We start from the raw sequence: 25,990 nt of genomic DNA, 5'->3' as shown, positions 1-25,990 counted from the left end.
CCAGAGAAAAGAGAAATATAAAACCTTGATTTTAAGGCATAAAAAAGCCCAGCAAACTTAACATTTTGCTAGGCTTTTAATAGTGGTCCCACCTGGGCTCGAACCAGGGACCACCTGATTATGAGTCAGGTGCTCTAACCAACTGAGCTATAGGACCTCAAAACTTGGTTAAATTTTGTGTTTGCAAAAATAGTAAAATTTATTTCACTACAAAATTTTTTATTGCTTTTCTTGGCAAAGTTCTACCAGCACACCGTTTGTGGACTTTGGATGAAGGAAGACAACTAATTTGTTATCAGCACCTTCTTTCGGTTCTTCAGAAATAAATTGAAACCCTTCTTTTTTTAATCTTTTTATTTCCTCTATGATATTTTCTACTCCAAATGCCAGATGATGGATCCCTTCTCCCTTTTTTTCAATGAATTTTGAGATCGGACTTTCCGGATTACTGGCTTCTAACAATTCGATTTTACTTTCACCGGTTTCATAGAAGGAAGTAACAACCCCTTCCCGCTCTACAGTTTCTTTCTTATAAGATTCTTTACCCAGTAATCTGGCAAAAAGTTCATCGGAAATTCCCAGAGACTTTACAGCAATACCAATATGTTCTAGCTTCATAAATACTAATAAATATAATTAAATCGTAAATTTGATACTGTAACTGAATTTCAAAGTATCAATTCAAACAAAAGTACTAAATTTGCAGAAATTATGGAAAGTAACAGACAAAGAAAAGTAGCACAGATCATTCAGGAAGACTTCGCAGAGCTTTTCCGGAAGCAGGCTGCAGACAGCAAACAGGGCATATTGGTATCCGTTTCAGATGTAAAAGTAACTGCAGACTTGGGAATTGCTAAAATTTATCTAAGTATTTTCCCTCAGGAATTCCGTACGGCAATCATGAAGGAAATTGAGGAGAACAAAGCACAGTACAGAAATTTCATCGGTCAGAAAATGGCTAAACAGGTACGTGTGATCCCACAACTCAACTTTTACCTGGACACTTCCCTTGATGATGTTGAAAAGCTGGAAAGAGAATTAAGAGGTGAAGGCGACAATCCTGTTTTATAGATCTTGAAGAATATTGCATTTTATATAGCATCCCGATACCTTTTGGCAAAAAAAGGAAGCACTGCCGTTACGTTTATTACGTGGCTGGCCGTAGGTGCTATGACTGTTGCTGTAACTGCAATGTTCGTCATTATCTCTGTATTTTCGGGGCTTGAGGACCTGAATAAAGACCTTATTTCCAACCTCCATGCTGATTTAACCCTGAAAAGTACTTCGGGGAAGACTATTAAAAACCTGGATCAGGTAAGTGCTGTTTTAGGAAGTCATAAAGAAATCAGCAGTTTTTCACGAATCATCGAAGAAAAAGTATACATCAGCTTTAACGGAAAAGGAGATATTGCTTATTTAAGAGGAGTTGACTCTGCTTATATCAAGGTTAATCCGATCAATAAAGATGTATTTTACGGAAGTTATCCCAGCTTTAAATACTCTAATGAAGTATTAATGGAAAACAGTCTGGACAACAGGCTTTCCATTCCTGTAGATTCTTCAAACCATTACGCAACGGTTTTTATGCCAAAACCGGGAACCGGAATTATTAATAAGGAAGAAGACATCTATAATAAGAAAGATATTTTGGTGACCGGAGTTTTCCCTGGTAAAGACCAGCTGGACAATTATATTATTTCTCCTATTGAGCTCACTGAAGAACTCCTTTCCCTTCCTAAAAAATCCGCATATCAGATTGTTATTAAGCTGAAAAATCCGGAAAACGCAGATGCTGTAAAACAAAACCTGCTTTCTGCGATCGGAAAAAACATTGAAATTAAAACCAAAGAAGAAGAAAATGCTGCTTTCTGGAAGATGATCAATACAGAAAAAATGTTCATTTATCTGATCTTTGCCCTGGTGATTTTCATTACCACTTTTAATCTTGCGGGTGCTATCATTATTTTACAGCTTGATAAAAAAGAACAGGCTAAATCACTCATTTCTCTGGGCTTCCCTTTAAGCCATCTGAGAAGAACTTATTTTTACACCGGAATGCTTATCGTCATTTCAGGGGTAATTACAGGGCTTATTTTTGGAACAGCGCTGTGCTACTTCCAATTATATACTGAATTTTTCAGAGCCAACGAGGTTTTACCATTCCCTGTGAAAATTGTAGGAAAGAATTATATTATCGTAGCCCTTACTGCTTCTGTATTTGGTATCGCCATTTCCTGGTTTTTCTCCAAAATCAGCAAAGAGTATATTACTAAAAGTTAATACAATAAGCTCATCTATTTACTCGCGAAAATCCTTTGAGGTTTCATTTTTTTGTACCTTTACGCCCCAATTTTAAAAAATGAAACGAATTTTATCTTTTTGCCTGGTAAGCCTGTTTTCTATCAATGCTATTGCCCAGGCCCCTGCCAACTATTATGATGGTACAGCAGGTTTAACCGGATATGCTTTAAAAACAAAACTCCATCAGATCATCAAAGTTTCTTCAGATCTGGGATATAGCGCATTATGGGTTACCTACGCAACCTCAGATGTTGACCATTACTATGAAAATAACGGAACGCTGCTTGATATGTATTCTGAAAAGCCTGCAGGACCTGATACTTATGAATACATAATCGGTTCACCTGCTTCCGGCGGAAATCAGTGCGGAAGCCAGAATCAGAATAATGAAGGATTTTGCTACAACAGAGAACACTCCTTACCTAAAACTTATTTCGGAGGACAAAATGCAACACCGATGGCAAATGATGCTCATTTTGTAATTCCTACAGATTACTACGTAAACAGTAAAAGAGGAAGTTATCCTTATGGTGAAACAGCTTCTCCCACAATATCTTTTACTAATGGAAGTAAAATAGGACCTTGCAGCTATCCCGGATATAGTGGAGTTGTTTTTGAGCCTATTGATGAATTTAAAGGAGACATTGCAAGAATGCAGCTATATTTTGTGACCAGATATGAAGATAAACTTGCTTCTTTCAGCCAGTTTCAAAATGCTTCAAGCCCTTTAGACGGGACAGTTAACAGAGGTTTACAGCAATGGTACCTGAACCTTATGTTGGAATGGGCTTCCCAGGACCCCGTTTCCCAAAGAGAAATAGACAGAAACAACGCTGTCTATGCAAGACAGGGAAACAGGAATCCATATATTGACCACCCGGAATATGTAAATATGGTGTGGGCAAATTCTGGTTCAGACACTGAGGCTCCAAGTATACCTGCTAACCTGACTTCCAACAATCCTACTGACAGTACAATATCATTAAACTGGACGGCCTCTACCGACAACGTTGGAGTAGCAGGATATGATGTGTATGCAAACGGCGTACTTAAGGCAACGGTATCCGGAACTTCTACAACGGTTACAGGATTAACACCACTTACAACATATAATTTCTATGTCATTGCCAAAGACACTTCAGGAAACTCCTCTGCGCAAAGTAATATTGCAACAGGAACCACTCTTGCTGCTCCTGTTGGAGGAAGCTGTGGTAACGAAGATTTTGAAAATATTCCAACAGCATCGGGAACAGGATACACAACCCAGACATGGACTCACAATAATATAACATGGACAGCCACAGATGCAAGGACTGACCAGACCATCACAAACAAAGCAATTACAGTCAGAAATGGCAGCTTGACAAGTTCAACCATTTCAGGCGGAATTAAAAGCTTGACTTTAACTACCCAACTGAAATTTGGAGGAAGTCCGGGCTATTTCAATGTTCTTATAAATAATGTGAACGTAGGAACAATTCCTTATAGTGCAACTGCGACTGCCACGACTATTGATAACATTAATGTCAGTGGAAATATCATTATTCAGCTTACCAATTCATCTACATCCAACAGAGTAGCTCTGGATGACCTGAGCTGGGAGTGCTTCTCCACATTGGCAACTACTGAAACAAAAAAAGATAAAGCAGACTTCACAATCTACCCTAATCCGGTAAAGCATAACGAACTGTTTGTAAAAGGAGAAAACCTCAATAAAATTTCAAAAGCTGAGATTTATGATTTATCCGGGAAACTGATTGATACCGTATCCCATCCTTTTAAAGATTCAAATAAAATCAATCTTAAAGGGCTGGTAAAAGGAAACTATATCCTGAAAGCTGACAATTATTCTGCTAAATTCATTATAGAATAATTTAAAAAATATTTAAACCTAAAGACCGGATTTGTCCGGTCTTTTTTTTATTTTTGATCACATGGATTCCAATAAAAAATTAGGGTTGATAGGACGAAATATTTCCTATTCTTTTTCTAAAAAATTTTTCGAAAACAAGTTTCAGAAACTTATGCTTAAGGATTTCTCTTATGATATTTTTGATCTTAATGAAATCAGTGAAGTGGAAAACCTTTTTTCTTCTCCCGGGCTTTTAGGGTTTAATGTTACAATACCCTATAAAGAAAAAATCATCGGTTATCTGGATGAATTAAGTGATGAGGCGGAAAAAATAGGAGCGGTAAACTGTGTCCTGATCCGGAACGGTAAAAAGACTGGATACAATACGGACGCCTTCGGATTTGAAAAAACACTTCTTCTTCATAAAAAACCATCTCAGGACAAAGCTTTGATTTTAGGAAAAGGAGGAGCAGCAAAAGCTGTAAAATATGTGCTGGACAAACATCATATTCCTTCTATTACCATTGCTAGAAATACTGATATTAATTTTGACAATCTGAACCAAGAAATTGTTCAGGAACATTCTATAATCATTCAATGTACTCCAGTGGGGACGTACCCAAATATTGAAGATTGTTTAAACTTTCCTTTTGATGCTCTGTCCCCGGAACATCTGGTAATAGATTTAATATACAACCCCAGTTATACCAAATTTATTATTAAGGCCTCTGAAAAAGGAGCTAAAACCGTAAATGGTTATTATATGCTTGAACAGCAAGCAGAAAAAGCCTGGGAAATTTGGAATTTTCAAAAAAAATAACATAAATTAGTACTTTAATTGGCTTTACAGCTATATAGAAAGGATATTAACGCCACTCACATAAAAGATTTGCTATGATTACAGAAAACAATCTTTCTGAAAACGAAGAAAAGAAAAATCCTAACGAAGTATCTCAGGAAACCTCAGAAAATAACGAATCTCATGATGCAAGCTCACATGAGGAAGATGGGGAACATCTGGAAGAACATGAAGATGTAGATATCAGTCTGGCTGATGCTTTGAAAGAAATGGAAAAAATCATCAATACTCCCAATGCCGGTGAAAATTTTAAAAGGTTCAGCCAGCTGAAGGAAATAGCAAGTCATTACATCCATGATGAAGTGGAAGATAAAAAGCATGAATATACAGAGGCAGGAAATGCCCCGGAAAATTTCAGCTATGAGCATCCTTCACAAGCAAGATTCTCTGCCTTAGTCAATATTTTTAAAGAAAAACATGATGACTTCCAGAAAGGACAGGAAGAAGAACAGAAAAAGAATCTGGAGCACCGTCAGAATATTATTGAAAGGCTTAAAAACCTGTATACCAACTCAGAGCCGGGAATCAATCTGTTTAAATCCATTCGTGAAATTAAAGAAGAATGGTCAAAAGCAGGGCAAGTTGCAAAATCTGAATTTAAGATCCTGAACAACAATTACTTCCACCATTTGAATCAGTTTTACCAAATGCTGGACCTGAATAAAGAGTTTCTTGAACAGGAGTACAACCATAATCTAGAAAAGAGACAACACATTATTGCCCGTGCCAAAGAACTGGAAAATGAACCGGTGATTCAGAAGGCTTTAAATGAACTTCAATATCTTCATAAACTATGGAAAGAAGAAGCAGAACCTGTAGCAGAAGAGTTCCGTGAAAAAACCTGGGAAGAGTTCAAAGAAATTTCCAATAAAATTCACGAAAGAAAATCTGAACTTTCCGCAGTTATTGAAAAAGAGCAAAATGTCAATCTTGAAAAGAAAAACGAGATCATTGCCGAAATCAAGAAACTTTCTGAACCTGCTGAAACACCTAACCATAATTACTGGCAGAATGCTATCAGAAGAGTAGAAGACCTTCGTGCAGACTTTCTGAAAACCGGAAGTGTTCCAAGAAAACTGTCCAACCAGAACTGGAATGATTTCAAAACAACACTGAGAGCCTTCAACACAACTAAAAATAATTATTACAAATCATTAAAAGGGTCCCAGCAAGCTAACCTTGAAGAGAAGTTAAAGCTGATTCAAACCGCAAAAGACAATATGAACAGTGAGGAATGGGATATTGCTGTTCCGCTTTTTAAAAAGCTTCAGGAGGACTGGAAAAAGATCGGACATGTCCCTAAAAGCATGACCAATAAGATCTGGGATGAATTCCGTGATGCATGCAATGCTTTCTTCAATAACTACAGGGAAAAAAGCAATACTTCCACTGATAACTGGAAAGAAAATTATAAAAATAAAAAGGCCCTTCTTGATGAATTAAAAACCGTTTCTAACGAAGAAGGGAGCATCGAAAAAATTGAGCAGATTAAAACTTCGTGGAACAATATCGGAAAAGTTCCAAGAGATAAGATTTCAATTAATACCGAGTTTAATAAGACTTTAAGAGAGAAATTAAAAATCAATAAGATCAACGAACTTGAATTGAAAGAAGAAGGCCTATCTGAAAACCAGCTTACTGATAAAGCAAGAAAGATCAAGAATCAAATATCTGACCTTGAAGCGGAGATTGTAAAACTGGAAAATAATCTTTCCTTCTTCAATAAACCATCAAGAGAAAATCCTCTGTTAAAAGATACTTATAACACGATTGATGAAAAAAAGGCTCATCTGGAAACATTAAAACAGAATCTCCACAATATTATTGCAGGAGAATAGGATTTAACAAAATAAATAAAGGCGGAGCAAAGCAATTTGTCTTCGCTTTTTCTTTTTTATCAATATGAATACTGACGAACTTTATATTAAAAGATGCATAGAACTGGCACAGAAAGCTCTGGGCAAAACCTACCCTAATCCACTTGTCGGAAGTGTAATCGTACATAACGGAGAAATCATTGGTGAAGGCTACCACCATAAAGCTGGAGAAAATCATGCAGAGATCAATGCCATTAATTCAGTTAAAAATAAAGAACTGATTCCGGAGTCAACCATCTATGTATCGCTTGAACCCTGTGCTCATTATGGAAAAACACCTCCATGTGCCTTAAAAATTAAAGAACTAGGATTTAAAAAAGTAGTAATCGGGGCGATGGATTCCCATGACAAAGTCAACGGTAAAGGAAAGAAAATCATACAGGATGCAGGAATTGAGGCCGTTTCCGGGATTCTTGAAAAAGAATGCATTGAACTTAACAAAAGGTTTTTCACGTATCATGAAAAGAAAAGACCCTATATTATTTTAAAATGGGCAGAGTCTGGTGATGGATTTTTAGATAAAGATTTTAAACCCACAGCGATCTCCAATGCATTGGTAAACCAATTCGTTCATCAGTTAAGAGCTGATGAGCACGCCATTTTAGTAGGAACCCAAACCGCTTTAAACGATAATCCGGGGCTTACTGTAAGAAATACAGAAGGAATAAACCCTGTAAGAATTCTGATTGACTTTGACTTAAAAGTTCCTGCAGATTTCAATATTTACAATAATGAGGCAAGAACACTGGTTATAAATTCTGTGAAGGAAATTTCTGAAGAACATGTTCAGTTTATTAAAATCAACAAGAACAATTTCCTACCTGACCTGATGGAGGCATTATACAAGGAACAGATACAGTCCGTCATTATTGAAGGAGGCCGCTTTACACTACAGCAATTTATCAACGCTGATCTTTGGGATGAAGCCATTGTCATTAAGAATGAAAATTTAAACCTGGAAAATGGCACTAAAGCTCCTGAATTCAGACATACAGCTACCAGGATTGAAAATTACAGAGATAACAGCATTTCCTTTTTTAAATCAAAATAAACGTATTTTATCACTTTAAAATGAAATAATATTTTTAAATTGCTACTGCAAAAAAGTATTATTATGAAAAATTTAAAGAAAATCACGCGACAGAACTTGAAAAAAATTTCCGGTGGAGATGCGCCGGAATGCTGTTCTTATTATCCACCTAACTTACAGCATTGCTGTCCTACCCCATCCAGCATGAGCTGTCCACCACCCTGGATTGAAGGATCTTTCCCATGTTAGCATTTTATCAGCTGTACAAATTAACCAAACAAAATTATAATAATCATGAAGAATTTAAAAAAAGTATCTAGAGACCACTTAAAAATGATCAAAGGAGGTGGCTTTGTAACTTGTACGTTACCTAATGGAGACTTAACAAGCTGTAGAGATTTCTGCCCTACAGACTTTTGCGGCCCGACAAGCTATAGGTGTTTACTTCCACTGGATTACTGTGGCTAAGCAATACAAAGAACTCTAAATAAAACCAATAAAGTAAGCCGTCAGAATTTTTGACGGCTTACTTTTATGAATGATGATGCAGCAGAATACTAAAGCATTTAATACTTTTGCAAATATAAAGCCGGTACCAGAATGACGTTTGAATATAAAACCATAGAAAAACCCATAGAAAACATTTTACTAAAAGAGAAAGGAAGCAAATTCATTGGATTTGCTTATCCCGTGAATAGTGAAAGTGAACTGAAAAATGCATTGGAAAAAATAAAAGAGGAACATCCAAAAGCAACCCACCACTGCTATGCTTTCAGAATGGGATTAAATGGTGAAAATTATCGGGCTAATGACGACGGCGAACCTTCGGGAAGCGCCGGATTGCCTATTTTCAATCAGTTGCTGGCAAACGAAATCACAAACGTCCTTGTTGTTGTGGTACGGTATTACGGAGGAACAAAACTTGGTGTATCCGGATTGGTAAAGACCTATAAGGAGTCTGCCAAAATTACCCTGGAAGAAGCACATATCATAACCAAGGAACTGGAAACAGAAATAGAAATTCAGTTCAACTTCAATCAGCAGAATACCATATTTACCCTGCTTTCAAAATTTGATGCAAAAGTCTTAGATTTTGATGCCAACGAAAACTGTATCTTAAAAGCATCATTAAAACTGGCACAAAAAGAAAACATCTCGGAAAAACTATCCGAGATGCAATATGTTACATTTGAATTTAAAGATTAATCTCTTCTTCCGCCAAGGAGCAAAGAGCCCCAGTAAAGAAGCTGCGCCAAAGAACCCAAGGCAGCAACCACATAAGTTCTTGCAGCCCATTTCAAACTATCCTGTACACCTACAAACTCCTCGGTAGTTACCGTTCCCGTATCTTTAAGCCACTTCATTGCCCTGTTGCTGGCATCATATTCTACAGGCAAGGTAACAAAAGCAAAAAGTGTAGTAATAGCAAACATGGCAACACCTATAGCAAGCACCGTTGTATTCCCGTTTGGATTCTCTATAGTTCGTGATGCTGCCATAATCGCAATACCTGCGATAAGAACAAATTGCATCAGATTAGAACTTATATTAACAATCGGAACAAGTTTTGAGCGTAAATTTAACATTGAATATCCTACGGCATGCTGTACGGCATGTCCGCATTCATGTGCAGCCACAGCTGCTGCAGCGGCATTTCTCTGCATATATACTCCTTCGGAAAGGTTTACTGTTTTATCTACCGGATTATAGTGGTCCGTCAGCTGCCCGGGAACTGATATTACCTGAACATCATTAATCCCGTTATCTCTCAACATCTTTTCCGCTACTTCTTTCCCCGAAAGCCCGTTCCGGAGATGCACATTGGAATAATATTCAAATTTTGATTTCAACCTGGATGAAACCCACCAGCTTACCAGCATTGAAATACCAATAATGATATAATAACCCGTCATTTTATATTGATTTTGTGTTTAATTTTTATCCATAATCATATAAAAACTGTGCCAAAGTATATGATTTTATTATTTATATTTGCCCTTAAATTACTCTCAAAAAACATGTCTACAGTTTCAATCACTGAAGTAAAAACAGCCGGTCAACTCAAACAGTTTGTAAGATTCCCCATGGATCTTTACAAAAACAATCCGTACTATGTACCTTCGTTTGTTAATGATGAAATCAATGTGTGGAATACAGATGAAAATCCGGCTCTTCAATATTCTGAAGCTAAACAATATCTAGCTTATAAAAATAATAAAATAGCAGGAAGAATTGCAGTTATTATCAACCATAAAGAAGAGAGGGAACTGGGGATAAGAAAAGTACGCTTCGGATGGATAGACTTTATTGATGATGAAGAAGTTTCCCGGGCATTAATCCAAAAGGCAATTGATTATGCTAAGGAAAAAAATATTGATAAAATCGAAGGGCCAATGGGCTTTACGAACCTGGATAAAGCAGGAATGCTTATCAAAGGTTTTGATCAGCTGGCAACCATGATTGGTATTTACAACCACGAATACTATCCGCAACATCTTGAAAAACTGGGGATGGTGAAAGAAAAGGAATGGGTAGAATTTGAGATTGTCTTTCCTGACTCCCTGCCTGATAAAATCCATAAATTCAATGAATTAATTTCCGAAAAATATAAACTTAGGGTTTTAAGGTTTCAGACAAAAGAGGAGATTCTACAGTATGTGGATGCTATGTTTGATTTGTTGGATGAAACTTATAAACATCTTTCTACCTATACTCCTATCTCCGATGAGCAACGTAAAACGTATAAAGAAAAGTATTTTAAGCTTATTGATAAAGATTTTATAGTATGTATTGCAGATGAACATAATAACCTGATCTCTTTTGCCATTACCATGCCTTCCTATTCAAAAGCATTACAGAAGTCAGGAGGAAAACTTTTTCCTTTTGGATGGTGGCATTTTTTAAGAGCAGGAAAGAAAAATGACAGGGCAAACTTTTACCTGATCGGTATCCACCCGGATTATCAGCGAAGAGGGGTTACCTCCATAATTTTCAAAGAAATATTTGACACCTTTAAGAAAAAAGGAGTAAAATTCCTGGAAACCAATCCGGAACTTGAAGAGAATAAAAGCATCCAGCTTTTATGGCAGGATTACAATCCTGTAAATCATAAAAGAAGAAGAACATATTCTATTTATCCGGAACACTGGGAAATTAAAAATTAATTATGGATCAGATTATTAATTTATTTACAGTAACTGTTTATTTGATTCCTTCTCTGCTTATTCTATGCGCATTGATCATTTTAATCAGGGTTAACAGCCATTTTTCAGTCATATTAATGATTATATCTGTCTTAGGAAAAATCTTAACAGACAGCATTGAACTTTTTATAACAGGAGCCAGGATTATTTCTTTTAACATGGATTACATCATTTCATTTTTGAAAATGATACAGTCGTTCAGTCTGCTGTATAATTATACCTTTGCAATTAGCTTTTTGATTTTTATCTTTCGTTATAAAAGCCAAAAGAAACAGTCACTAAATAAGGCTGCAAAATTTTAGCAGGGTCTGCAGAATTTCAAAATCTAAATTATTAATTTCATATCCGGAAATCATGAAACCACAACTTATCATTTTTGCTATTTTAATTGCAGGATTTATTATCTATAATTTCTTTTTCCAGGCAGAAGATGACAAGACCAATACGGTGATCAATATTACTTTTGCAAGTATTCTTTTTGGATATATTTCATTTATGGCCTATTCTCTTCTCAAAAAATTGAAAAAATAAGTCTTATTTTTATTGATTCTAAATTATCGGTTTTCCCAATTTTCATCCGACTTTTAAGCTGATAAATTTCATGCTTTCTTGTTTATTCGCTAAATTTGCAAATTGAGATAATAATGCAAAAATGAATTTACCTGAAAGTTATATTCCAATCCTTATCCAGGCCGGTGTAGCAGTAGCATTTGTAGCTGTTTCTTTGCTTGGAGCGCATTTCTTAGGTCCAAAGCAGAAAAAAGGAAATTCTGTGAAAAACCAAAGCTGGGAATGTGGAGTTCCTAGTGAAGGAAACGCAAGAACACCGTTTTCTATCAAGTACTTCCTGACTGCGGTATTGTTTGTACTATTTGATATTGAAATCGTATTTTTTTATCCATATGCAGTAAACTTCAGAGAATTTGGTTTAGAAGGGTTCCTTGCAGTGCTTACTTTCGTGGCCATTTTCTTCGTAGCGTTCTTCTATGTTTGGAAGCGTGGTGCATTAGATTGGGATAAATAGAAAGAAATTAAAGTTTAAATTAAAGTTTTAGATGATGATTCTAAATTATACCAAGAGGGATATTAATTTAAAATCTAAAATTTAAAATCTAAAATCATCTACAAGATGTCAGATAAAAAACCAGTAATAAGAACAGATGCACCTGCTCCCGAAGGATATGAAGGAGAAGGGTTTTTCGCAACAAAACTGAGCAGTGTAATCGGAATGGCAAGAAAGTTTTCACTTTGGCCGTTACCTTTCGCAACCTCTTGTTGTGGTATCGAGTTTATGGCTACCCTAAACCCAACCTATGATGCTTCAAGATTTGGTATGGAAAGAAACTCTTTCTCTCCAAGACAAGCAGATATGTTGATGGTTTGTGGAACTATATCAAAGAAATTAGGACCTGTCCTAAAAGAAGTGTACACTCAGATGGCTGAGCCAAAATGGGTGGTGGCAGTTGGTGCATGTGCATCCAGCGGTGGTATTTTTGATACCTATTCTGTACTTCAGGGAATTGATAAAATTATTCCGGTAGACGTTTATGTTCCGGGATGTCCGCCAAGACCTGAACAAATTATCGAAGGTGTAATGCAGGTACAGGCACTCGCAGAAAGCGAAAGCATAAGAAGAAGAGATATGCCTGAATACCAGAAATTATTAGATTCTTACAATATAAGCAACTAACGGAAATGACAAACGAATTTGTACTAGAAGCAATCACAAGAGAATTTCCGGAGTCCGTTATTTCAAGTTCAGAGCCTTATGGAATGCTGACTATTGAAGTAAAAAAAGACGATATCAAAAAGATCATCCATTATCTTAAAGATTCATCATTGGAAATCAACTTCCTTACTGATATCTGTGGAATTCATTACCCTGAATTCCCGGATAAAGAAATAGGGGTTGTATATCATTTACATAACATGATGACCAACTTCAGATTACGTCTGAAAATATTTATGTCCAGAGAAAATATAGAGGTAGACTCTCTGGTGGACCTATACGCCGGTGCCAACTGGATGGAAAGAGAAACCTATGATTTTTACGGAATTAAATTTAAAGGGCATCCGGATCTGAGACCAATCCTAAATATGGAAGATCTTGGCTATCATCCGATGTTGAAAGAATATCGCCTTGAAGATGGTACAAGAACGGATAAGAACGATAGTATGTTCGGAAGATAAAAAATAATGCATAAGCAGTAAGCAATAAGCTTAAAGCCTATAGCCTAAAGCATTTAAATTATGAAAGATAACTCATTATCTAATATACTTAACCAGTACGAAAGTAAGGAACAGATTGACGGACAATTATACACCCTCAATTTAGGACCTACCCACCCTGCTACTCATGGGATTTTCCAGAATATCCTAACGATGGACGGAGAAAGAATCCTTCACGCTGAGCAAACAGTAGGATATATCCACAGAGCATTTGAGAAAATTTCCGAAAGAAGAAACTACGCTCAGATCACTACCCTTACCGACCGTATGAATTACTGCTCTGCACCGATCAATAATTTAGGTTGGCACATGACAGTAGAAAAACTGATTGGTGTTGAAGTTCCAAAACGTGTAGACTATATGCGTGTTATCTTAATGGAATTAGCAAGAATCGGTGATCACCTGATCTGTAATGGGGTAACCGGAATGGACTCAGGAGCTATTACAGGCCTTACCTATATGTTTATTGAAAGGGAACGTATTTATGATCTGTACGAGCAGATCTGTGGAGCGAGAATGACTACAAATATGGGAAGAATTGGAGGGTTTGAAAGAGACTTTACTCCGAAATTCCATGAGTTAATCAAGGATTTCCTGAAAACTTTCCCGCCAAGGTTTAAAGAATTCTGTACCCTATTAGAAAGAAACAGAATTTTCATGGACAGAACCATCGGTACTGGAGCGATCTCTGCCGAAAGAGCATTAAGCTATGGTTTCACAGGTCCGAATTTACGTGCAGCAGGGGTAGATTATGATGTAAGGGTTGCACAACCGTATTCTTCATATCAGGATTTCGACTTCATTATTCCTGTAGGAACTTCCGGAGATACTTACGACCGTTTCATGGTTCGTCAACAGGAAATCTGGGAATCTATCAAAATCATCAAACAAGCATACGAAAATCTTCCTGAGGGTCCGTTCCATGCGGATGTTCCTGATTTTTATCTTCCTGAAAAGGCAGATGTATATCAGAAAATGGAAGCATTGATTTACCATTTCAAAATTGTAATGGGAGAAACTGATGTTCCAAAAGGAGAAGTTTATCATGCTGTAGAAGGTGGAAATGGTGAATTAGGTTTTTACCTTGTAAGTGACGGAGGAAGAAGCCCTTACAGACTTCACTTCAGAAGACCATGTTTCATATACTATCAGGCGTATCCTGAAATGATTACAGGTTCTGTTATTTCAGATGCCATTGTAACCATGTGTAGTATGAATATTATTGCGGGAGAATTAGACGCATAAATAATAAGATGTCGGGTATCAGATAAGATGCCGGACTCTTAGCTTTATATATAAATTTAAAATCTGATGTCTGAAATCTGACATCTGAAATCTTAGATAAAATGAGCGAAACAATAGCTTTTAAACCGGAAAGTTTAGCACAGGTACACAAAATTATCGCAAGATATCCTGAAGGAAGACAGAAATCTGCTCTTCTGCCTGTACTTCACCTGGCACAGAAAGAATTCGGAGGATGGTTAGACGTTCCTGTAATGGATTATGTTGCAGAACTATTGAGTATCAAACCGATCGAAGTATATGAAGTGGCTACTTTTTATACCATGTTTAATATGAAGCCGGTGGGTAAATATGTTTTGGAAGTTTGCAGAACAGGACCTTGTATGGTTTGTGGAAGCGAAAAGATCCTTAATCATATCAGAACCAAACTGAATATTAAGGATGGGGAAACTACTGAAGACGGTATGTTCACATTAAAGCCTGCTGAATGTCTTGGAGCTTGCGGATATGCGCCAATGATGCAGCTTGGCAAATTCTTTCATGAAAATTTAACGATAGAAAAAGTAGATGAAATCCTTGATCTTTGCAGACAGGGACAAATTGCTTTGGATTAATTAAAATATACAATGAGTAAAAAACTTTTACTTAAAGACGCACATATAGAAGGCATTCGCTACTTTGAAACTTACCGTAAACAGGGAGGTTACACAGCGGCTGAAAAAGCCTTGAAGATGACTCCTGATGAGATCCTTGAAGAAGTAAAGGTTTCAGGATTAAGAGGACGTGGTGGAGCCGGATTCCCGACCGGGATGAAATGGAGCTTTTTAGCAAAACCTGAAGGCGTTCCAAGACACCTGGTGGTAAATGCCGATGAATCTGAGCCTGGTACATTCAAGGATAGGTATCTGATGGAATTCCTTCCTCATCTGTTGATTGAAGGAATGTTAATCTCATCTTACTGTTTAGGTTCCAATACTTCTTATATCTACATCCGTGGAGAGTACTCATGGATTCCGGATATTCTGGAAGAGGCTATTGAAGAAGCCAAAGCAGCAGGATTTTTAGGTAAAAATATTTTAGGAACCGGTTTCGATCTGGAAATCTATGTACAGAGAGGAGGTGGAGCATATATCTGTGGTGAGGAAACTGCATTGCTTGAATCCCTTGAAGGAAAAAGGGGTAACCCAAGATTAAAACCGCCATTCCCGGCTGTAAAAGGTCTTTGGGAAAGACCAACAGTAGTAAATAATGTTGAGTCCATTGCGGCAGTAGTTCCAATCATTGATATTACAGGAGCCGAATATGCTAAAATCGGAGTTGGTAGGTCTACAGGTACGAAGCTTATTTCAGCTTGTGGAAACATCAATAAACCTGGTGTATACGAAATAGACATGACCATCACGGTAGAGGAATTCATCTATTCTGATGAATATTGTGGTGGTATTAAAGACGGTAAAAAATTAAAGGCTTGTATTCCCGGAGGAAGTTCTGTTCCGATTGTTCCTGCTAACTTATTACTGAGAACCGTTAATGGGGAGCCAAGATATATGAACTACGAATCATTGGCAGATGGTGGCTTTGCTACCGGAACGATGATGGGATCCGGAGGCTTCATTGTATTGGATGAAGATCAGTGTATTGTAGAGCACACGATGACTTTAGCGAGATTCTATAATCACGAAAGCTGCGGTCAGTGTACTCCTTGCCGTGAAGGTACAGGATGGATGTATAAAATTCTAAAGAAAATAGAAAACGGACAGGGAAAAATGGAAGACATTGATCTTCTATGGGATATCCAGAGAAAAATCGAAGGAAATACAATCTGTCCATTGGGTGATGCCGCAGCTTGGCCGGTTGCAGCAGCAATCCGTCATTTCAGAGATGAATTTGAATGGCATGTTAAAAACCCAGAATTGTGTTTAACACAAAATTATGGATTGGCAAATTATGCAGATCCTATTCCGGCTGTTGAAAAAAACGCATAGATGAAAAATTTTTTTGTTGTCGGCTTAATGTTGTCGAATTTTGTTTTAGCTCAGCAAGCTAAAAGTGATACATTGGTGAAAGAAAGTCCACTTGTGGACATGGCAAACCGCAGAGTAGAAGAATCTTTACAGAAAAAGGTTGTAAATCCGTTTAAAAAGGGATCTGTTATGGCTTTTTGGGGGTGGAATAATGCTGTATATTCAAATTCAGATATCCGGTTCAAAGGTGATGGATATGATTTTCAGCTGAATAATGTGGTAGCCCATGACAGGCAGACAAAATTTGAATGGGGAGTATATTTTAATCCAACAAACATTACAATTCCTCAGGTAAACTACAGAATTACTTATTTTATTAAGGATAATCTGGGGCTTACACTTGGGATGGATCATATGAAATATGTAATGGATCAGAATCAGTCAGTAAATTTTAAAGGATATATTGACAATCCGGAATATGCTGCCATGGTTCAGAATGGAAAAGTAGACCTTAGCGATGAAAGATTCCTGACGTTTGAACACACTGATGGACTGAACTATATTAACATTGGAGCACAGAAATACCACAATGTATGGGATAAAAAGAATTTTGATCTTTTCTTGAGTTATGGTGGTGGATTGGGAGCTTTATTACCTAAATCCAATGTAAGACTGATGGGAAATGAAAGAAGTGACAGATTTCATCTGGCCGGCTTCGGAGCTGATATAAGAGCGGCATTAAGTCTGGTTGCTATAAGACATATTGTTGTTCAGGCAGAAGGAAAATTAGGATATATTAATATGCCCGACATTAAGACTACTCTGAACAATAAGCCCGATAAAGCTTCACAAGATTTTGTGTATGCACAGTTCAATTTCGGAATTGGATATACATTTAATACAAAAAAGTATAATTAAAATATAGCTTACTGCATAAGCGAAAAAGCATAGAATATGAGCGAAGAGGTTAAAAAATTCAAAATAACTATAGACGGACAGACCACTGAAGTTTTGCCTGGTACTTCTATTCTGGAAGCAGCAAGACAGATTGGCGGAAAATCTGTTCCTCCGGCAATGTGCTACTACAGTAAACTGGAGACCAGTGGAGGCAGATGCAGAACATGTCTGGTAGAAGTTTCTAAAGGATCTGAGGCAGATCCTCGTCCAATGCCGAAATTAGTGGCAAGCTGCAGAACGAATGTTATGGACGGAATGGAAGTAAAAAACCTTACTTCCGAGAAAGCTCAGGAAGGAAGAAAAGCGGTTACTGAATTCTTATTGGTAAACCACCCGCTGGACTGCCCTATCTGTGATCAGGCCGGAGAATGTCACCTCCAGGACTTAGGATATGAGCATGGTGTGGAGAATACAAGGACCGAATTTGAAAGAAATACTTACGAAGCAGATGATCTTGGACCTCACATCAAATTGAATATGAACCGTTGTATTCTTTGTGCAAGATGTGTGCTTACTGCAAACCAGCTTACCGAATCAAGAGAACACGGTATTCTTTTCAGAGGAGATCATGCTGAAATTTCTACTTATTTGAATAAAGCTCTGGACAATGATTTCATCGGAAATGTTATTGACGTTTGCCCTGTGGGAGCATTAACAGACAGAACAGCACGTTTTGCAAGCAGAGTATGGTTTACAAAGCCAATGAATGCAACCTGCAAATGTGATAAATGTTCCGGGAAGGCTGTAGTATGGATGAAAGGAGATGAAATTGTAAGAGTAACTGCAAGAAAAGACCAATGGGGTGAAGTTGAAGAATTTATCTGTGACACATGTCGTTTCGAAAGAAAATCTTTATCAGACTGGAACATTGAAGGGCCTAGGCATATCGACAGACATTCTGTGATTTCATTGAACCACTACGAAAAACCAAAAGATGAACTACGGGTTCTGGATAATCCGATGGCTAAAGAAATCAGCGAAAAAGACGAAAAATAATTAATAAGACATCAGATTTCAGATACCAGACTTCAGACAGTAAATTTAAATCTGACATCTAGCATCTGACATCTTAATATCTAAATAAAAATGGATTTAATTACATTTAAACTTATACTTGTATTAGCTCTTTTCCTGCTATCCTTGACGATAGCGGCCTACTCTACCTGGGCAGAAAGAAAAGTAGCAGCAGTTATGCAGGACAGAATCGGGCCGAACAGAGCAGGTCCATTTGCATTACTACAACCACTGGCTGATGGGGGGAAATTCTTCTTTAAAGAAGATTTCACACCTGCCAATGCTGAGAAATTCCTCTTCATACTGGGGCCGGCACTCGTAATGTTTATTTCACTGATCACGGGAGCGGTTATTCCTTGGGGTAAAAGTTTAAATATCGGTGGAACTTCTTTCGATCTTCAGGTAGCAAATATTGACGTGGGTGTACTTTACATCATCGGAATGGCTTCTATCGGGGTATATGGAATTATGATCGGAGGTTGGGCCTCCAACAACAAATATTCATTAATCGGGGCTATCCGTGCTTCATCCCAGATGATTTCTTATGAATTGGCAATGGGATTGGCATTACTTTCCATCATTATGATGACAGGAAGCTTAGACCTTAAAGAAATAACAGAAAGCCAGACTACAGGAAAACTATGGGGATTGATCCATCTTGACGGTATGAACTGGAATATTTTCTATCAACCGATCGCTTTTCTTGTATTCTTCATTGCCGCTCTGGCAGAAACAAACAGACACCCGTTCGATTTACCTGAATGTGAGTCCGAACTGGTAACAGGATATTCTACAGAATATTCTTCAATGAAGCTGGGACTTTATATGTTTGGGGAATATGTGAACATGTTCATCTCAAATGCTTTTATGGTAGTTCTTTTCTTTGGTGGATACAATTATCCGGGAATAGAATGGGTAACTCAAAACTGGGGTGAAAATACTGCAGGAATTTTAAGTATTGCAGCGTTCTTATTTAAAACAGTACTTGGAATCCTGATCTTCATGTGGATCAGATGGACGCTTCCAAGATTCAGATATGATCAGTTAATGCACCTGGGATGGAAAACACTCATCCCAATGGCATTGGTAAACCTATTAATTACAGGAGCTGTAATTTTAGCGTTCGGAAACTAGGAGAATTGAAATAAGCTAATCTGAAAATTTAATGCAAATTATCTTTAGCTTCATAATATTAAAAATTAAGATAAGAGACAGGATTAGTCGAAAATCTAGTGTCTAACATCTAACATCTATAATTAAATGAAACTTACAAACAGATCAAAAGTTGTTTCTAATAAAGAAATGACCCTTGCTGAAAAAATCTACTTACCGGCGATTTTCACAGGTATGGGGATCACATTTAAGCATGCTGTAAAAAATATTGTAAAAGGTCCGCCTACTTACTCTTATCCTGAAGTTCAAAAACCAAGAACAGAGATCTGGAGAGGTCAGCACGTTTTGAAAAGAGATGAAGAAGGCAGAGAAAGATGTACAGCCTGCGGACTTTGTGCCGTGGCATGTCCTGCTGAAGCGATCACTATGACTGCTGCTGAAAGAACCAGGGAAGAGAAACATCTTTACAGAGAAGAAAAATATGCTTCAGTATATGAAATCAATATGCTGAGATGTATTTTCTGTGGAATGTGTGAGGAGGCTTGTCCTAAATCTGCCATCTATCTTACTGACAGACTGGTGGATGTGGAAACCAACAGAGGATCTTTCATCTATGGAAAAGATAAATTAGTTGAAAAAATAAATGAAAGGATTGATATCACGACAAGACAATCCGAGAAACAAAAAAATGCGGTAAAATAATGGATCAGTTTTTATTTTTCTTGGTGGCGTTTTTAGCAGTTGCAAGTGCTGTTTACTTTGTATTTGCAAAAAATCCTTTGTATGCTATTTTGTCATTAATTGTTACAATGTTTTCAATTGCCGGAATGTATATTTTGCTTAATGCACAGTTTCTGGCAATTATCCAGATTATAGTTTACGCAGGTGCCATTATGGTGCTTTTCCTTTACATCTTAATGATGCTTAACCTTAATAAAGGAGACGAAAGTAAGAAAAACAATACTTTAAAGTTTGTGGGAGTTTTTACGGCAGGTCTTCTTCTGGTAGGAGTGTTAGGAGTATTCAGAGGAGTAAGAGACAACCACATTGTCGTTGAAAATGTAGACAAAGGTGTGGGTCTTACTAAAAATCTGGGTAAACTTTTGTTTAATGAATATGTTTTACCGTTTGAGCTTGCTTCTATTCTCATTTTAGCAGGTATTGTAGGCGCGGTATTAATCGGTAAAAAAGATTTATAAAATTATGGGAGAAGTAAATACATTTATACAAAGCATCCCTTTGGATTACTTCATTATTCTGTCTTCAGTCTTATTCTGTTTGGGAGTAATGGGAGTATTGCTTAGAAAAAATGCTATTGTGATTCTGGGCTGTGTAGAGCTTATGCTGAATTCTGTAAACCTTTTATTGGCAGCTTTTTCAGCATATAAAGGAAACGGCGACGGACAACTTTTAGTTTTCTTCATTATGGTGGTTGCTGCTGCTGAAGTAGCAGTAGGTTTGGCTATTATTGCTATGCTGTATAGAAACACCCGTTCTGTAGATGTTAGTATATTTAATAAATTAAGAGGATAAGAATGGAGAATCTAGTATATGCAATAGTACTTTTACCACTTTTAGGGTTTCTTATTAACGGTTTATTCGGGAAAAGCCTTCCAAAAATATTGGTTGGATCATTGGCAACTGCAGTAGTATTCGGATCTTTCTGCATTGCTGTAAGCCTTTTCATGAATTTCAATTCAGAAAGCCAGCCCGTAATCGTAAAAGCTTTTGAATGGTTCAGAGTAAACGGAGTTCAGATCAATTTCGGATTCCAGATTGATCAACTTTCTTTAATGATGGTTATGATCATTACGGGAATCGGTTCACTGATTCACTTATACTCTATCGGATATATGAGTCATGATAAAGGATTTTATAAGTTCTTTACTTACCTTAATCTTTTCATCTTCTCCATGTTACTTTTGGTAATGGGAAGCAACTACCTTATCTTATTCATCGGATGGGAAGGGGTAGGTCTTTGTTCTTATCTGCTGATCGGATTCTGGTATACCAACGAGGAATATGGTAAAGCGGCAAGAAAAGCTTTCATTATGAACAGAATTGGTGACCTTGCGTTATTGATCGGGATCTTCATGATTGCTGCTCAGACCAATGCTGTAGATTATCTTTCTGTAGCAGAAAACGCTTCAAAATTTGAATTAGACGGAACAGTGATTATCTTTATCACAGCGAGTTTATTCATCGGTGCTACCGGTAAATCTGCTCAGGTTCCATTATATACATGGTTACCAGATGCAATGGCCGGACCAACTCCGGTTTCTGCGTTAATCCACGCGGCAACGATGGTAACTGCGGGTATCTATTTAGTAGTAAGATCCAACTTCTTATTTACTTTAGCTCCAACGGTTCAGGGAGGGATTTTATTCATCGGATTCTTAACGGCTGCTTTAGCTGGATTCTATGCACTTCGTCAGAACGACATCAAAAAAGTGTTGGCATACTCTACTGTTTCACAGCTTGGATTTATGTTCATTGCTTTAGGTCTTGGAGCGTATACAACAGCAATGTTCCATGTAATGACGCATGCGTTCTTTAAGGCTTTATTATTCTTAGGTGCGGGTTCTGTAATCCATGCGATGAGCAACGAACAGGATATGCGTTTCATGGGAGGTCTTAAAAAATATATTCCTCTTACACATGCCACATTCCTTATCGGGACATTAGCAATATCAGGTTTTCCTTTATTATCGGGGATGATCTCTAAAGACGAAATTTTAGTAGCAGCTTTCGCTAAAAATCCAGTTTACTGGGTAATCTTATTTGTTTTAGCGGCAATGACTGCAACCTATATGTTCAGACTATACTATCTCACATTCCACGGAGAATTCAGAGGTACTGAAGAGCAAAAGCACCATTTACACGAAAGTCCGTCAAATATGACATTACCATTGATCGTTTTGGCTGTTCTTTCTGTAGTTGGAGGTTTCATCAACCTTCCGCACTTCATCGGTCACGGGCACTATGCTAAACTGATGGAATGGTTAAAACCTGTTCTTACAGAACAAAGCTATAGCCAGATGGAAGCAACTCTTTCAGGAGTTCCTTTCAATACTGAAATGATATTATTAGCAGCTACAGTACTTATGTTCTTCTCTGTATGGTTCATTGTAAGAAATACTTATGTGAAAAAGAAAAAGATGGCTGTCGCAGAAGAAAGTTATACCGGATGGGAAAAGCTTTCTGCTAAGAAACTATATGTAGACGAACTTTACAATGCATTGATTGTAAAAACTGTTGAAGGATTAGGACGAGGAGGAAAAATGTTTGATAAGGGTATATTAGATCGTTTTGTAAACTTTGTAGGTGATGGGGCTGAAGACAGTGGAAAAGCTATGAAGCGTGTACAAAACGGAAATGTAGAGACGTATATTCTTATCATGTCTTTAGCTGTGGGAATCATATTAATTGTTAACTTTTTATTACAATAATAATGTCTTGTTTATTATTAACATTATTACTTTTACCTCTAGTAGGTTCGGGATTAGTTTTTGCCTGGAAAAATAGCTCCAGCAAATATTTGGCGCTTGGAATTGCATTGGTACAAATGCTTATTACCTTCTATATGCTTTCGGATTTTAATTTTAATCCGACAGTAGACAGTGTTTTACAGCATGAGATCAATTATCCATGGTCACAGTTTATGAAGAGCTCTCTTCACTTCGGTATTGATGGGATGAGCATGCTTCTTTTATTACTGACCAATATTCTGGCTCCAATCATTATTTTATCTTCTTTCAATGAAAATGTAAACTACAGAAATACATTCTACGGATTGATTCTATTGATGCAGTTCGGGCTTGTAGGAGTTTTCACTTCTTTAGACGGATTACTATTCTACATTTTCTGGGAAGTAACACTGATTCCGATTTGGTTTATAGCCGGACTTTGGGGACAAGAAAATAAAAGGTTTGAATTTACTACGAAATTCTTCGTATATACATTTGTTGGATCATTATTTATGTTAGCCGGATTGATCTATGTGTACAATCACTCTGCATCGTTCGCTTTAACAGATTTATATAACGCACAGCTGAACGAAACACAACAGACGGTGGTATTCTGGTTTATTTTCTTTGCATTTGCAGTGAAATTACCGGTATTCCCGTTCCATACATGGCAGCCGGATACTTACACCTACTCTCCTACTCAGGGATCGATGTTATTATCGGGTATCATGCTTAAGATGGCGGTTTATGGCGTAATGCGTTACTTACTTCCAATCACTCCGCTTCCGATTGCCGGAATTTCAGGGCAGATTGTAATCATCCTTGCTATCGTGGGTATTGTTCACGGAGCCTTGATTGCAATCATCCAGACAGATATGAAAAGAATCATTGCTTATTCATCATTCTCCCACGTAGGATTGATGGTAGCAGGGATCTTTGCTTCAGCAGTGGTAAGTTTAAGAGGCTCATTCAATGTAGAAGGAGCAGAAGGAGCTTTGGTTCAGACATTTGCTCACGGTATCAATGTAGTAGGATTATTTTACTGCTGTGATATTTTATACAAAAGATTTAAATCAAGAGATATCAGACAAATGGGTGGTTTAGCTAAAGTAGCGCCTAAGTTTGCCGTATTATTCTTGATCATAATATTAGGTTCAATGGGAGTGCCATTAACCAATGGATTCATCGGGGAATTTATTCTTCTTAAATCAGTGTATGATTTTAACGGAACAGCGGCTGTAATTGCTGGTCTTACGGTAATTCTTTGTGCTGTATATTTATTGAGATTCTACGGAAAAGCAATGTTTGGAGAAGGAGATGAAGCCGTTCTAAGTACAGCAAAAGATTTATCAGGTGTAGAATTTTCTGTATTGGCAAGTTTAGCGGTTTTTGTGATCTTACTTGGTATTTTCCCGCAACCGGTAATCGACATGGTGAGTAGTTCAGTGAAGTTTATCTACCAATCAATGGTAAGTTAATTTGATATTTTAAGAAATGAGTGTTTTAATTATTGTTTTCCTAACGGCAGTTATTGCGTTATTTTCAGGAGTTTTTGAACAAGGAAAATTCGCAAGATACATTGGGATTTTGGGATTAATCATCGCATTGTACGTAAGTTTTATGCCAGAATGTTCGTTCTTCGAACACTACAGACATATGTATGAATACAGTGCCAATACTGCATTATTCACTAAAATATCAATTGTAACCACCTTATTGTTATTCTTTCTGGGAGGTTTTGCATTCAGCAACCACAGAAGTCACCAGTCAGAATTATACGCTTTAATGCTGTTTGCATTATGTGGAGGAATTATCCTTTTCGGTTACCAGAACTTAGTGACGATGTTCCTGGGTATAGAAATCCTTTCTATTCCATTATATGTAATGGCAGGAGCTAATAAAACTGATTTAAGATCGAACGAAGCTTCAATTAAATATTTCTTAATGGGAGCATTTGCAACAGGCTTTTTACTTTTCGGAATTGCTTTCATCTATGGAAGCGCGGGAAGCTTTGATCTTTATAAGATTCACGATTTCGGAGTTGCCAATACTACTAATATCATGTTTATATTAGGGGTATTACTTATCCTTTGTGCTCTTGCTTTCAAAGTGGCCTTAGCCCCTTTCCATATGTGGAGCCCTGATGTATATGCAGGATCTCCTTCATTGATTACAGCTTTCATGGCAAGTGTGGTAAAAATCTCCGGTTTTTTTGCATTATTCAGATTAATGACGATCGGTTTTGCCGGAGTGACTCATGAATGGATCAATGTACTTGGGGTATTCTTAATCATAACTTTACTGCTGGCAAACGTAATGGGTCTTGCCCAAACAAATGCGAAAAGAATGTTAGCATATTCTTCAGTTTCCCATGCAGGATACATCGGACTGGTTTTCTTCGGAATGACAAGTCTGTCAACGTATAACCTGGCCTTCTATTTATTTGCTTATTCTTTATCAACAGTAGGAGTTTTCATGTGCCTGATCTGGGTAGAGAAATTAAAAAGAGAAACTTCTTTCGGAGCATTTAAAGGATTGGCAAAAACAGAGCCTTTACTGGCTACAGCTGCTACGATCTCTATGCTTTCAATGGCTGGGGTTCCTTTAACAGCTGGTTTTATGGGGAAATTTGCTTTATTCTCCCAGGCTATGAATGGCGCAGCTTTCTTGGTATTGGTAGCGGTATTAGGTTCTGCCCTATCTATCGCTTACTATTTAAGACTGATCATTGCAATGTTCTTCTTTAAAGAATCTACATTCAAGTCCTCAGAAAAAGTTACCCTTACTTACAACATCATTGCAGTAATTGTAATTGCAGCAATTATCATCCTGGGAATATTCCCGGATCTGTTTGCAAGAATGTTCGGACTATAAAATGTATA

General features: G+C 37.2%; 29 protein-coding genes and 1 tRNA gene. 26 read left to right on the top strand and 4 right to left on the bottom strand.

All coding sequences use genetic code 11. The features are described 5' to 3' along the window. Positions 1 to 83: 83 nt before the first annotated feature. Positions 84 to 157, bottom strand: a tRNA-Ile gene (locus DRF59_RS08945). A gap of 62 nt (positions 158 to 219) precedes the next feature. After that, complete coding sequence (gene mce / locus DRF59_RS08940) at positions 220 to 618, bottom strand: methylmalonyl-CoA epimerase (RefSeq protein WP_115958884.1); 399 nt, start codon at positions 616 to 618, stop codon at positions 220 to 222. Positions 619 to 711: 93 nt separating this feature from the next. Between mce and rbfA the strand changes: the two genes are divergently transcribed. The 9 genes from rbfA to DRF59_RS08905 all read left to right on the top strand — a co-directional run bounded on the left by rbfA (position 712) and on the right by DRF59_RS08905 (position 9,125). After that, positions 712 to 1,071: a 30S ribosome-binding factor RbfA gene (gene rbfA, locus DRF59_RS08935; protein ID WP_115958882.1), complete on the top strand. Its 360-nt coding sequence runs from the start codon at positions 712 to 714 to the stop codon at positions 1,069 to 1,071. A 3-nt stretch (positions 1,072 to 1,074) separates the two neighbouring features. Beyond that, on the top strand, positions 1,075 to 2,280 hold the full coding sequence (locus tag DRF59_RS08930; RefSeq protein ID WP_115958880.1) for an ABC transporter permease: 1,206 nt from the start codon (positions 1,075 to 1,077) through the stop codon (positions 2,278 to 2,280). A gap of 79 nt (positions 2,281 to 2,359) precedes the next feature. Further along, positions 2,360 to 4,174: an endonuclease gene (locus DRF59_RS08925; RefSeq protein WP_115958878.1), complete on the top strand. Its 1,815-nt coding sequence runs from the start codon at positions 2,360 to 2,362 to the stop codon at positions 4,172 to 4,174. A gap of 61 nt (positions 4,175 to 4,235) precedes the next feature. Beyond that, positions 4,236 to 4,973 carry a shikimate dehydrogenase family protein gene (locus DRF59_RS08920; protein ID WP_115958877.1) on the top strand — a complete coding sequence of 246 codons (738 nt, stop codon included), beginning with the start codon at positions 4,236 to 4,238 and terminating at the stop codon, positions 4,971 to 4,973. Between the two features lie 74 nt (positions 4,974 to 5,047). Further along, positions 5,048 to 6,850: a DUF349 domain-containing protein gene (locus tag DRF59_RS08915; RefSeq protein WP_185144910.1), complete on the top strand. Its 1,803-nt coding sequence runs from the start codon at positions 5,048 to 5,050 to the stop codon at positions 6,848 to 6,850. 64 nt (positions 6,851 to 6,914) lie between these two features. Further along, positions 6,915 to 7,940 carry a bifunctional diaminohydroxyphosphoribosylaminopyrimidine deaminase/5-amino-6-(5-phosphoribosylamino)uracil reductase RibD gene (ribD, locus tag DRF59_RS08910; RefSeq protein ID WP_115958875.1) on the top strand — a complete coding sequence of 342 codons (1,026 nt, stop codon included), beginning with the start codon at positions 6,915 to 6,917 and terminating at the stop codon, positions 7,938 to 7,940. 63 nt (positions 7,941 to 8,003) lie between these two features. Next, complete coding sequence (locus DRF59_RS21275; protein ID WP_407643389.1) at positions 8,004 to 8,168, top strand: bacteriocin-like protein; 165 nt, start codon at positions 8,004 to 8,006, stop codon at positions 8,166 to 8,168. Between the two features lie 45 nt (positions 8,169 to 8,213). Then, positions 8,214 to 8,387 (top strand): bacteriocin-like protein, encoded by a 174-nt coding sequence (locus DRF59_RS21270; RefSeq protein ID WP_407643388.1) that lies wholly within the window; start codon positions 8,214 to 8,216, stop codon positions 8,385 to 8,387. Between the two features lie 132 nt (positions 8,388 to 8,519). Beyond that, entirely contained in the window at positions 8,520 to 9,125 is a 606-nt protein-coding gene (locus DRF59_RS08905) for an IMPACT family protein (protein ID WP_115958873.1), read from the top strand. Here the strand turns inward: DRF59_RS08905 and DRF59_RS08900 are convergent. Beyond that, positions 9,122 to 9,832 (bottom strand): zinc metallopeptidase, encoded by a 711-nt coding sequence (locus DRF59_RS08900; RefSeq protein ID WP_115958871.1) that lies wholly within the window; start codon positions 9,830 to 9,832, stop codon positions 9,122 to 9,124. The two genes, DRF59_RS08905 and DRF59_RS08900, sit on opposite strands and share 4 nt — an antisense overlap. 105 nt (positions 9,833 to 9,937) lie before the next feature. On the opposite strand from DRF59_RS08900, the gene DRF59_RS08895 reads away from it, so the two are divergent. Next, entirely contained in the window at positions 9,938 to 11,083 is a 1,146-nt protein-coding gene (locus tag DRF59_RS08895; RefSeq protein ID WP_115958869.1) for a GNAT family N-acetyltransferase, read from the top strand. A gap of 37 nt (positions 11,084 to 11,120) precedes the next feature. On the opposite strand, the gene DRF59_RS20745 is transcribed toward DRF59_RS08895, so the two are convergent. After that, positions 11,121 to 11,282, bottom strand: coding sequence for a hypothetical protein (locus DRF59_RS20745; protein ID WP_157967446.1), 162 nt, complete (start codon positions 11,280 to 11,282; stop codon positions 11,121 to 11,123). 194 nt (positions 11,283 to 11,476) lie between these two features. Between DRF59_RS20745 and DRF59_RS20925 the strand changes: the two genes are divergently transcribed. The 16 genes from DRF59_RS20925 (at position 11,477) to DRF59_RS08815 (ending at position 25,982) form a co-directional block, all read left to right on the top strand. Continuing rightward, positions 11,477 to 11,653 (top strand): hypothetical protein, encoded by a 177-nt coding sequence (locus DRF59_RS20925; RefSeq protein ID WP_167456666.1) that lies wholly within the window; start codon positions 11,477 to 11,479, stop codon positions 11,651 to 11,653. 121 nt (positions 11,654 to 11,774) lie between these two features. Then, positions 11,775 to 12,146 (top strand): NADH-quinone oxidoreductase subunit A, encoded by a 372-nt coding sequence (locus DRF59_RS08885; protein WP_115958865.1) that lies wholly within the window; start codon positions 11,775 to 11,777, stop codon positions 12,144 to 12,146. Between the two features lie 105 nt (positions 12,147 to 12,251). Continuing rightward, complete coding sequence (locus DRF59_RS08880) at positions 12,252 to 12,812, top strand: NADH-quinone oxidoreductase subunit B (protein WP_002983540.1); 561 nt, start codon at positions 12,252 to 12,254, stop codon at positions 12,810 to 12,812. Between the two features lie 5 nt (positions 12,813 to 12,817). Next, a complete protein-coding gene (locus tag DRF59_RS08875; protein ID WP_115958863.1) occupies positions 12,818 to 13,312 on the top strand; it encodes an NADH-quinone oxidoreductase subunit C in 495 nt (164 codons plus the stop codon). A 60-nt stretch (positions 13,313 to 13,372) separates the two neighbouring features. Then, a complete protein-coding gene (nuoD, locus tag DRF59_RS08870; protein ID WP_115958861.1) occupies positions 13,373 to 14,596 on the top strand; it encodes an NADH dehydrogenase (quinone) subunit D in 1,224 nt (407 codons plus the stop codon). A gap of 101 nt (positions 14,597 to 14,697) precedes the next feature. Beyond that, positions 14,698 to 15,207, top strand: coding sequence for an NADH-quinone oxidoreductase subunit NuoE family protein (locus DRF59_RS08865; protein ID WP_115958859.1), 510 nt, complete (start codon positions 14,698 to 14,700; stop codon positions 15,205 to 15,207). A gap of 12 nt (positions 15,208 to 15,219) precedes the next feature. After that, positions 15,220 to 16,578 carry an NADH-quinone oxidoreductase subunit NuoF gene (gene nuoF / locus DRF59_RS08860; RefSeq protein ID WP_115958857.1) on the top strand — a complete coding sequence of 453 codons (1,359 nt, stop codon included), beginning with the start codon at positions 15,220 to 15,222 and terminating at the stop codon, positions 16,576 to 16,578. Further along, the gene (locus DRF59_RS08855; protein ID WP_115958855.1) at positions 16,579 to 17,475 is read left to right on the top strand and encodes a hypothetical protein; all 897 of its coding nucleotides are present in this window, start codon (positions 16,579 to 16,581) and stop codon (positions 17,473 to 17,475) included. Between the two features lie 36 nt (positions 17,476 to 17,511). Beyond that, the gene (locus DRF59_RS08850; RefSeq protein WP_115958853.1) at positions 17,512 to 18,510 is read left to right on the top strand and encodes a 2Fe-2S iron-sulfur cluster-binding protein; all 999 of its coding nucleotides are present in this window, start codon (positions 17,512 to 17,514) and stop codon (positions 18,508 to 18,510) included. 90 nt (positions 18,511 to 18,600) lie between these two features. Then, entirely contained in the window at positions 18,601 to 19,662 is a 1,062-nt protein-coding gene (gene nuoH / locus DRF59_RS08845) for an NADH-quinone oxidoreductase subunit NuoH (RefSeq protein ID WP_115958851.1), read from the top strand. Between the two features lie 126 nt (positions 19,663 to 19,788). Beyond that, positions 19,789 to 20,343 (top strand): NuoI/complex I 23 kDa subunit family protein, encoded by a 555-nt coding sequence (locus DRF59_RS08840; RefSeq protein WP_115958849.1) that lies wholly within the window; start codon positions 19,789 to 19,791, stop codon positions 20,341 to 20,343. Beyond that, entirely contained in the window at positions 20,343 to 20,840 is a 498-nt protein-coding gene (locus DRF59_RS08835; protein ID WP_115958847.1) for an NADH-quinone oxidoreductase subunit J family protein, read from the top strand. Before DRF59_RS08840 ends, DRF59_RS08835 begins: the two co-directional genes overlap by 1 nt. A 4-nt stretch (positions 20,841 to 20,844) precedes the next feature. Continuing rightward, complete coding sequence (gene nuoK / locus DRF59_RS08830) at positions 20,845 to 21,174, top strand: NADH-quinone oxidoreductase subunit NuoK (protein ID WP_002983557.1); 330 nt, start codon at positions 20,845 to 20,847, stop codon at positions 21,172 to 21,174. A gap of 2 nt (positions 21,175 to 21,176) precedes the next feature. Next, positions 21,177 to 23,090: an NADH-quinone oxidoreductase subunit L gene (gene nuoL / locus DRF59_RS08825; protein ID WP_115958845.1), complete on the top strand. Its 1,914-nt coding sequence runs from the start codon at positions 21,177 to 21,179 to the stop codon at positions 23,088 to 23,090. Between the two features lie 2 nt (positions 23,091 to 23,092). Continuing rightward, complete coding sequence (locus DRF59_RS08820) at positions 23,093 to 24,586, top strand: complex I subunit 4 family protein (RefSeq protein WP_115958843.1); 1,494 nt, start codon at positions 23,093 to 23,095, stop codon at positions 24,584 to 24,586. A gap of 16 nt (positions 24,587 to 24,602) precedes the next feature. Continuing rightward, a complete protein-coding gene (locus DRF59_RS08815) occupies positions 24,603 to 25,982 on the top strand; it encodes an NADH-quinone oxidoreductase subunit N (RefSeq protein WP_115958841.1) in 1,380 nt (459 codons plus the stop codon). Positions 25,983 to 25,990 lie beyond the last annotated feature (8 nt).

The organism is Chryseobacterium flavum (genome assembly GCF_003385595.1).
GTDB classification, from domain to species: domain Bacteria; phylum Bacteroidota; class Bacteroidia; order Flavobacteriales; family Weeksellaceae; genus Chryseobacterium; species Chryseobacterium flavum.
This window is presented reverse-complemented; position numbering and strand designations above follow the sequence as displayed.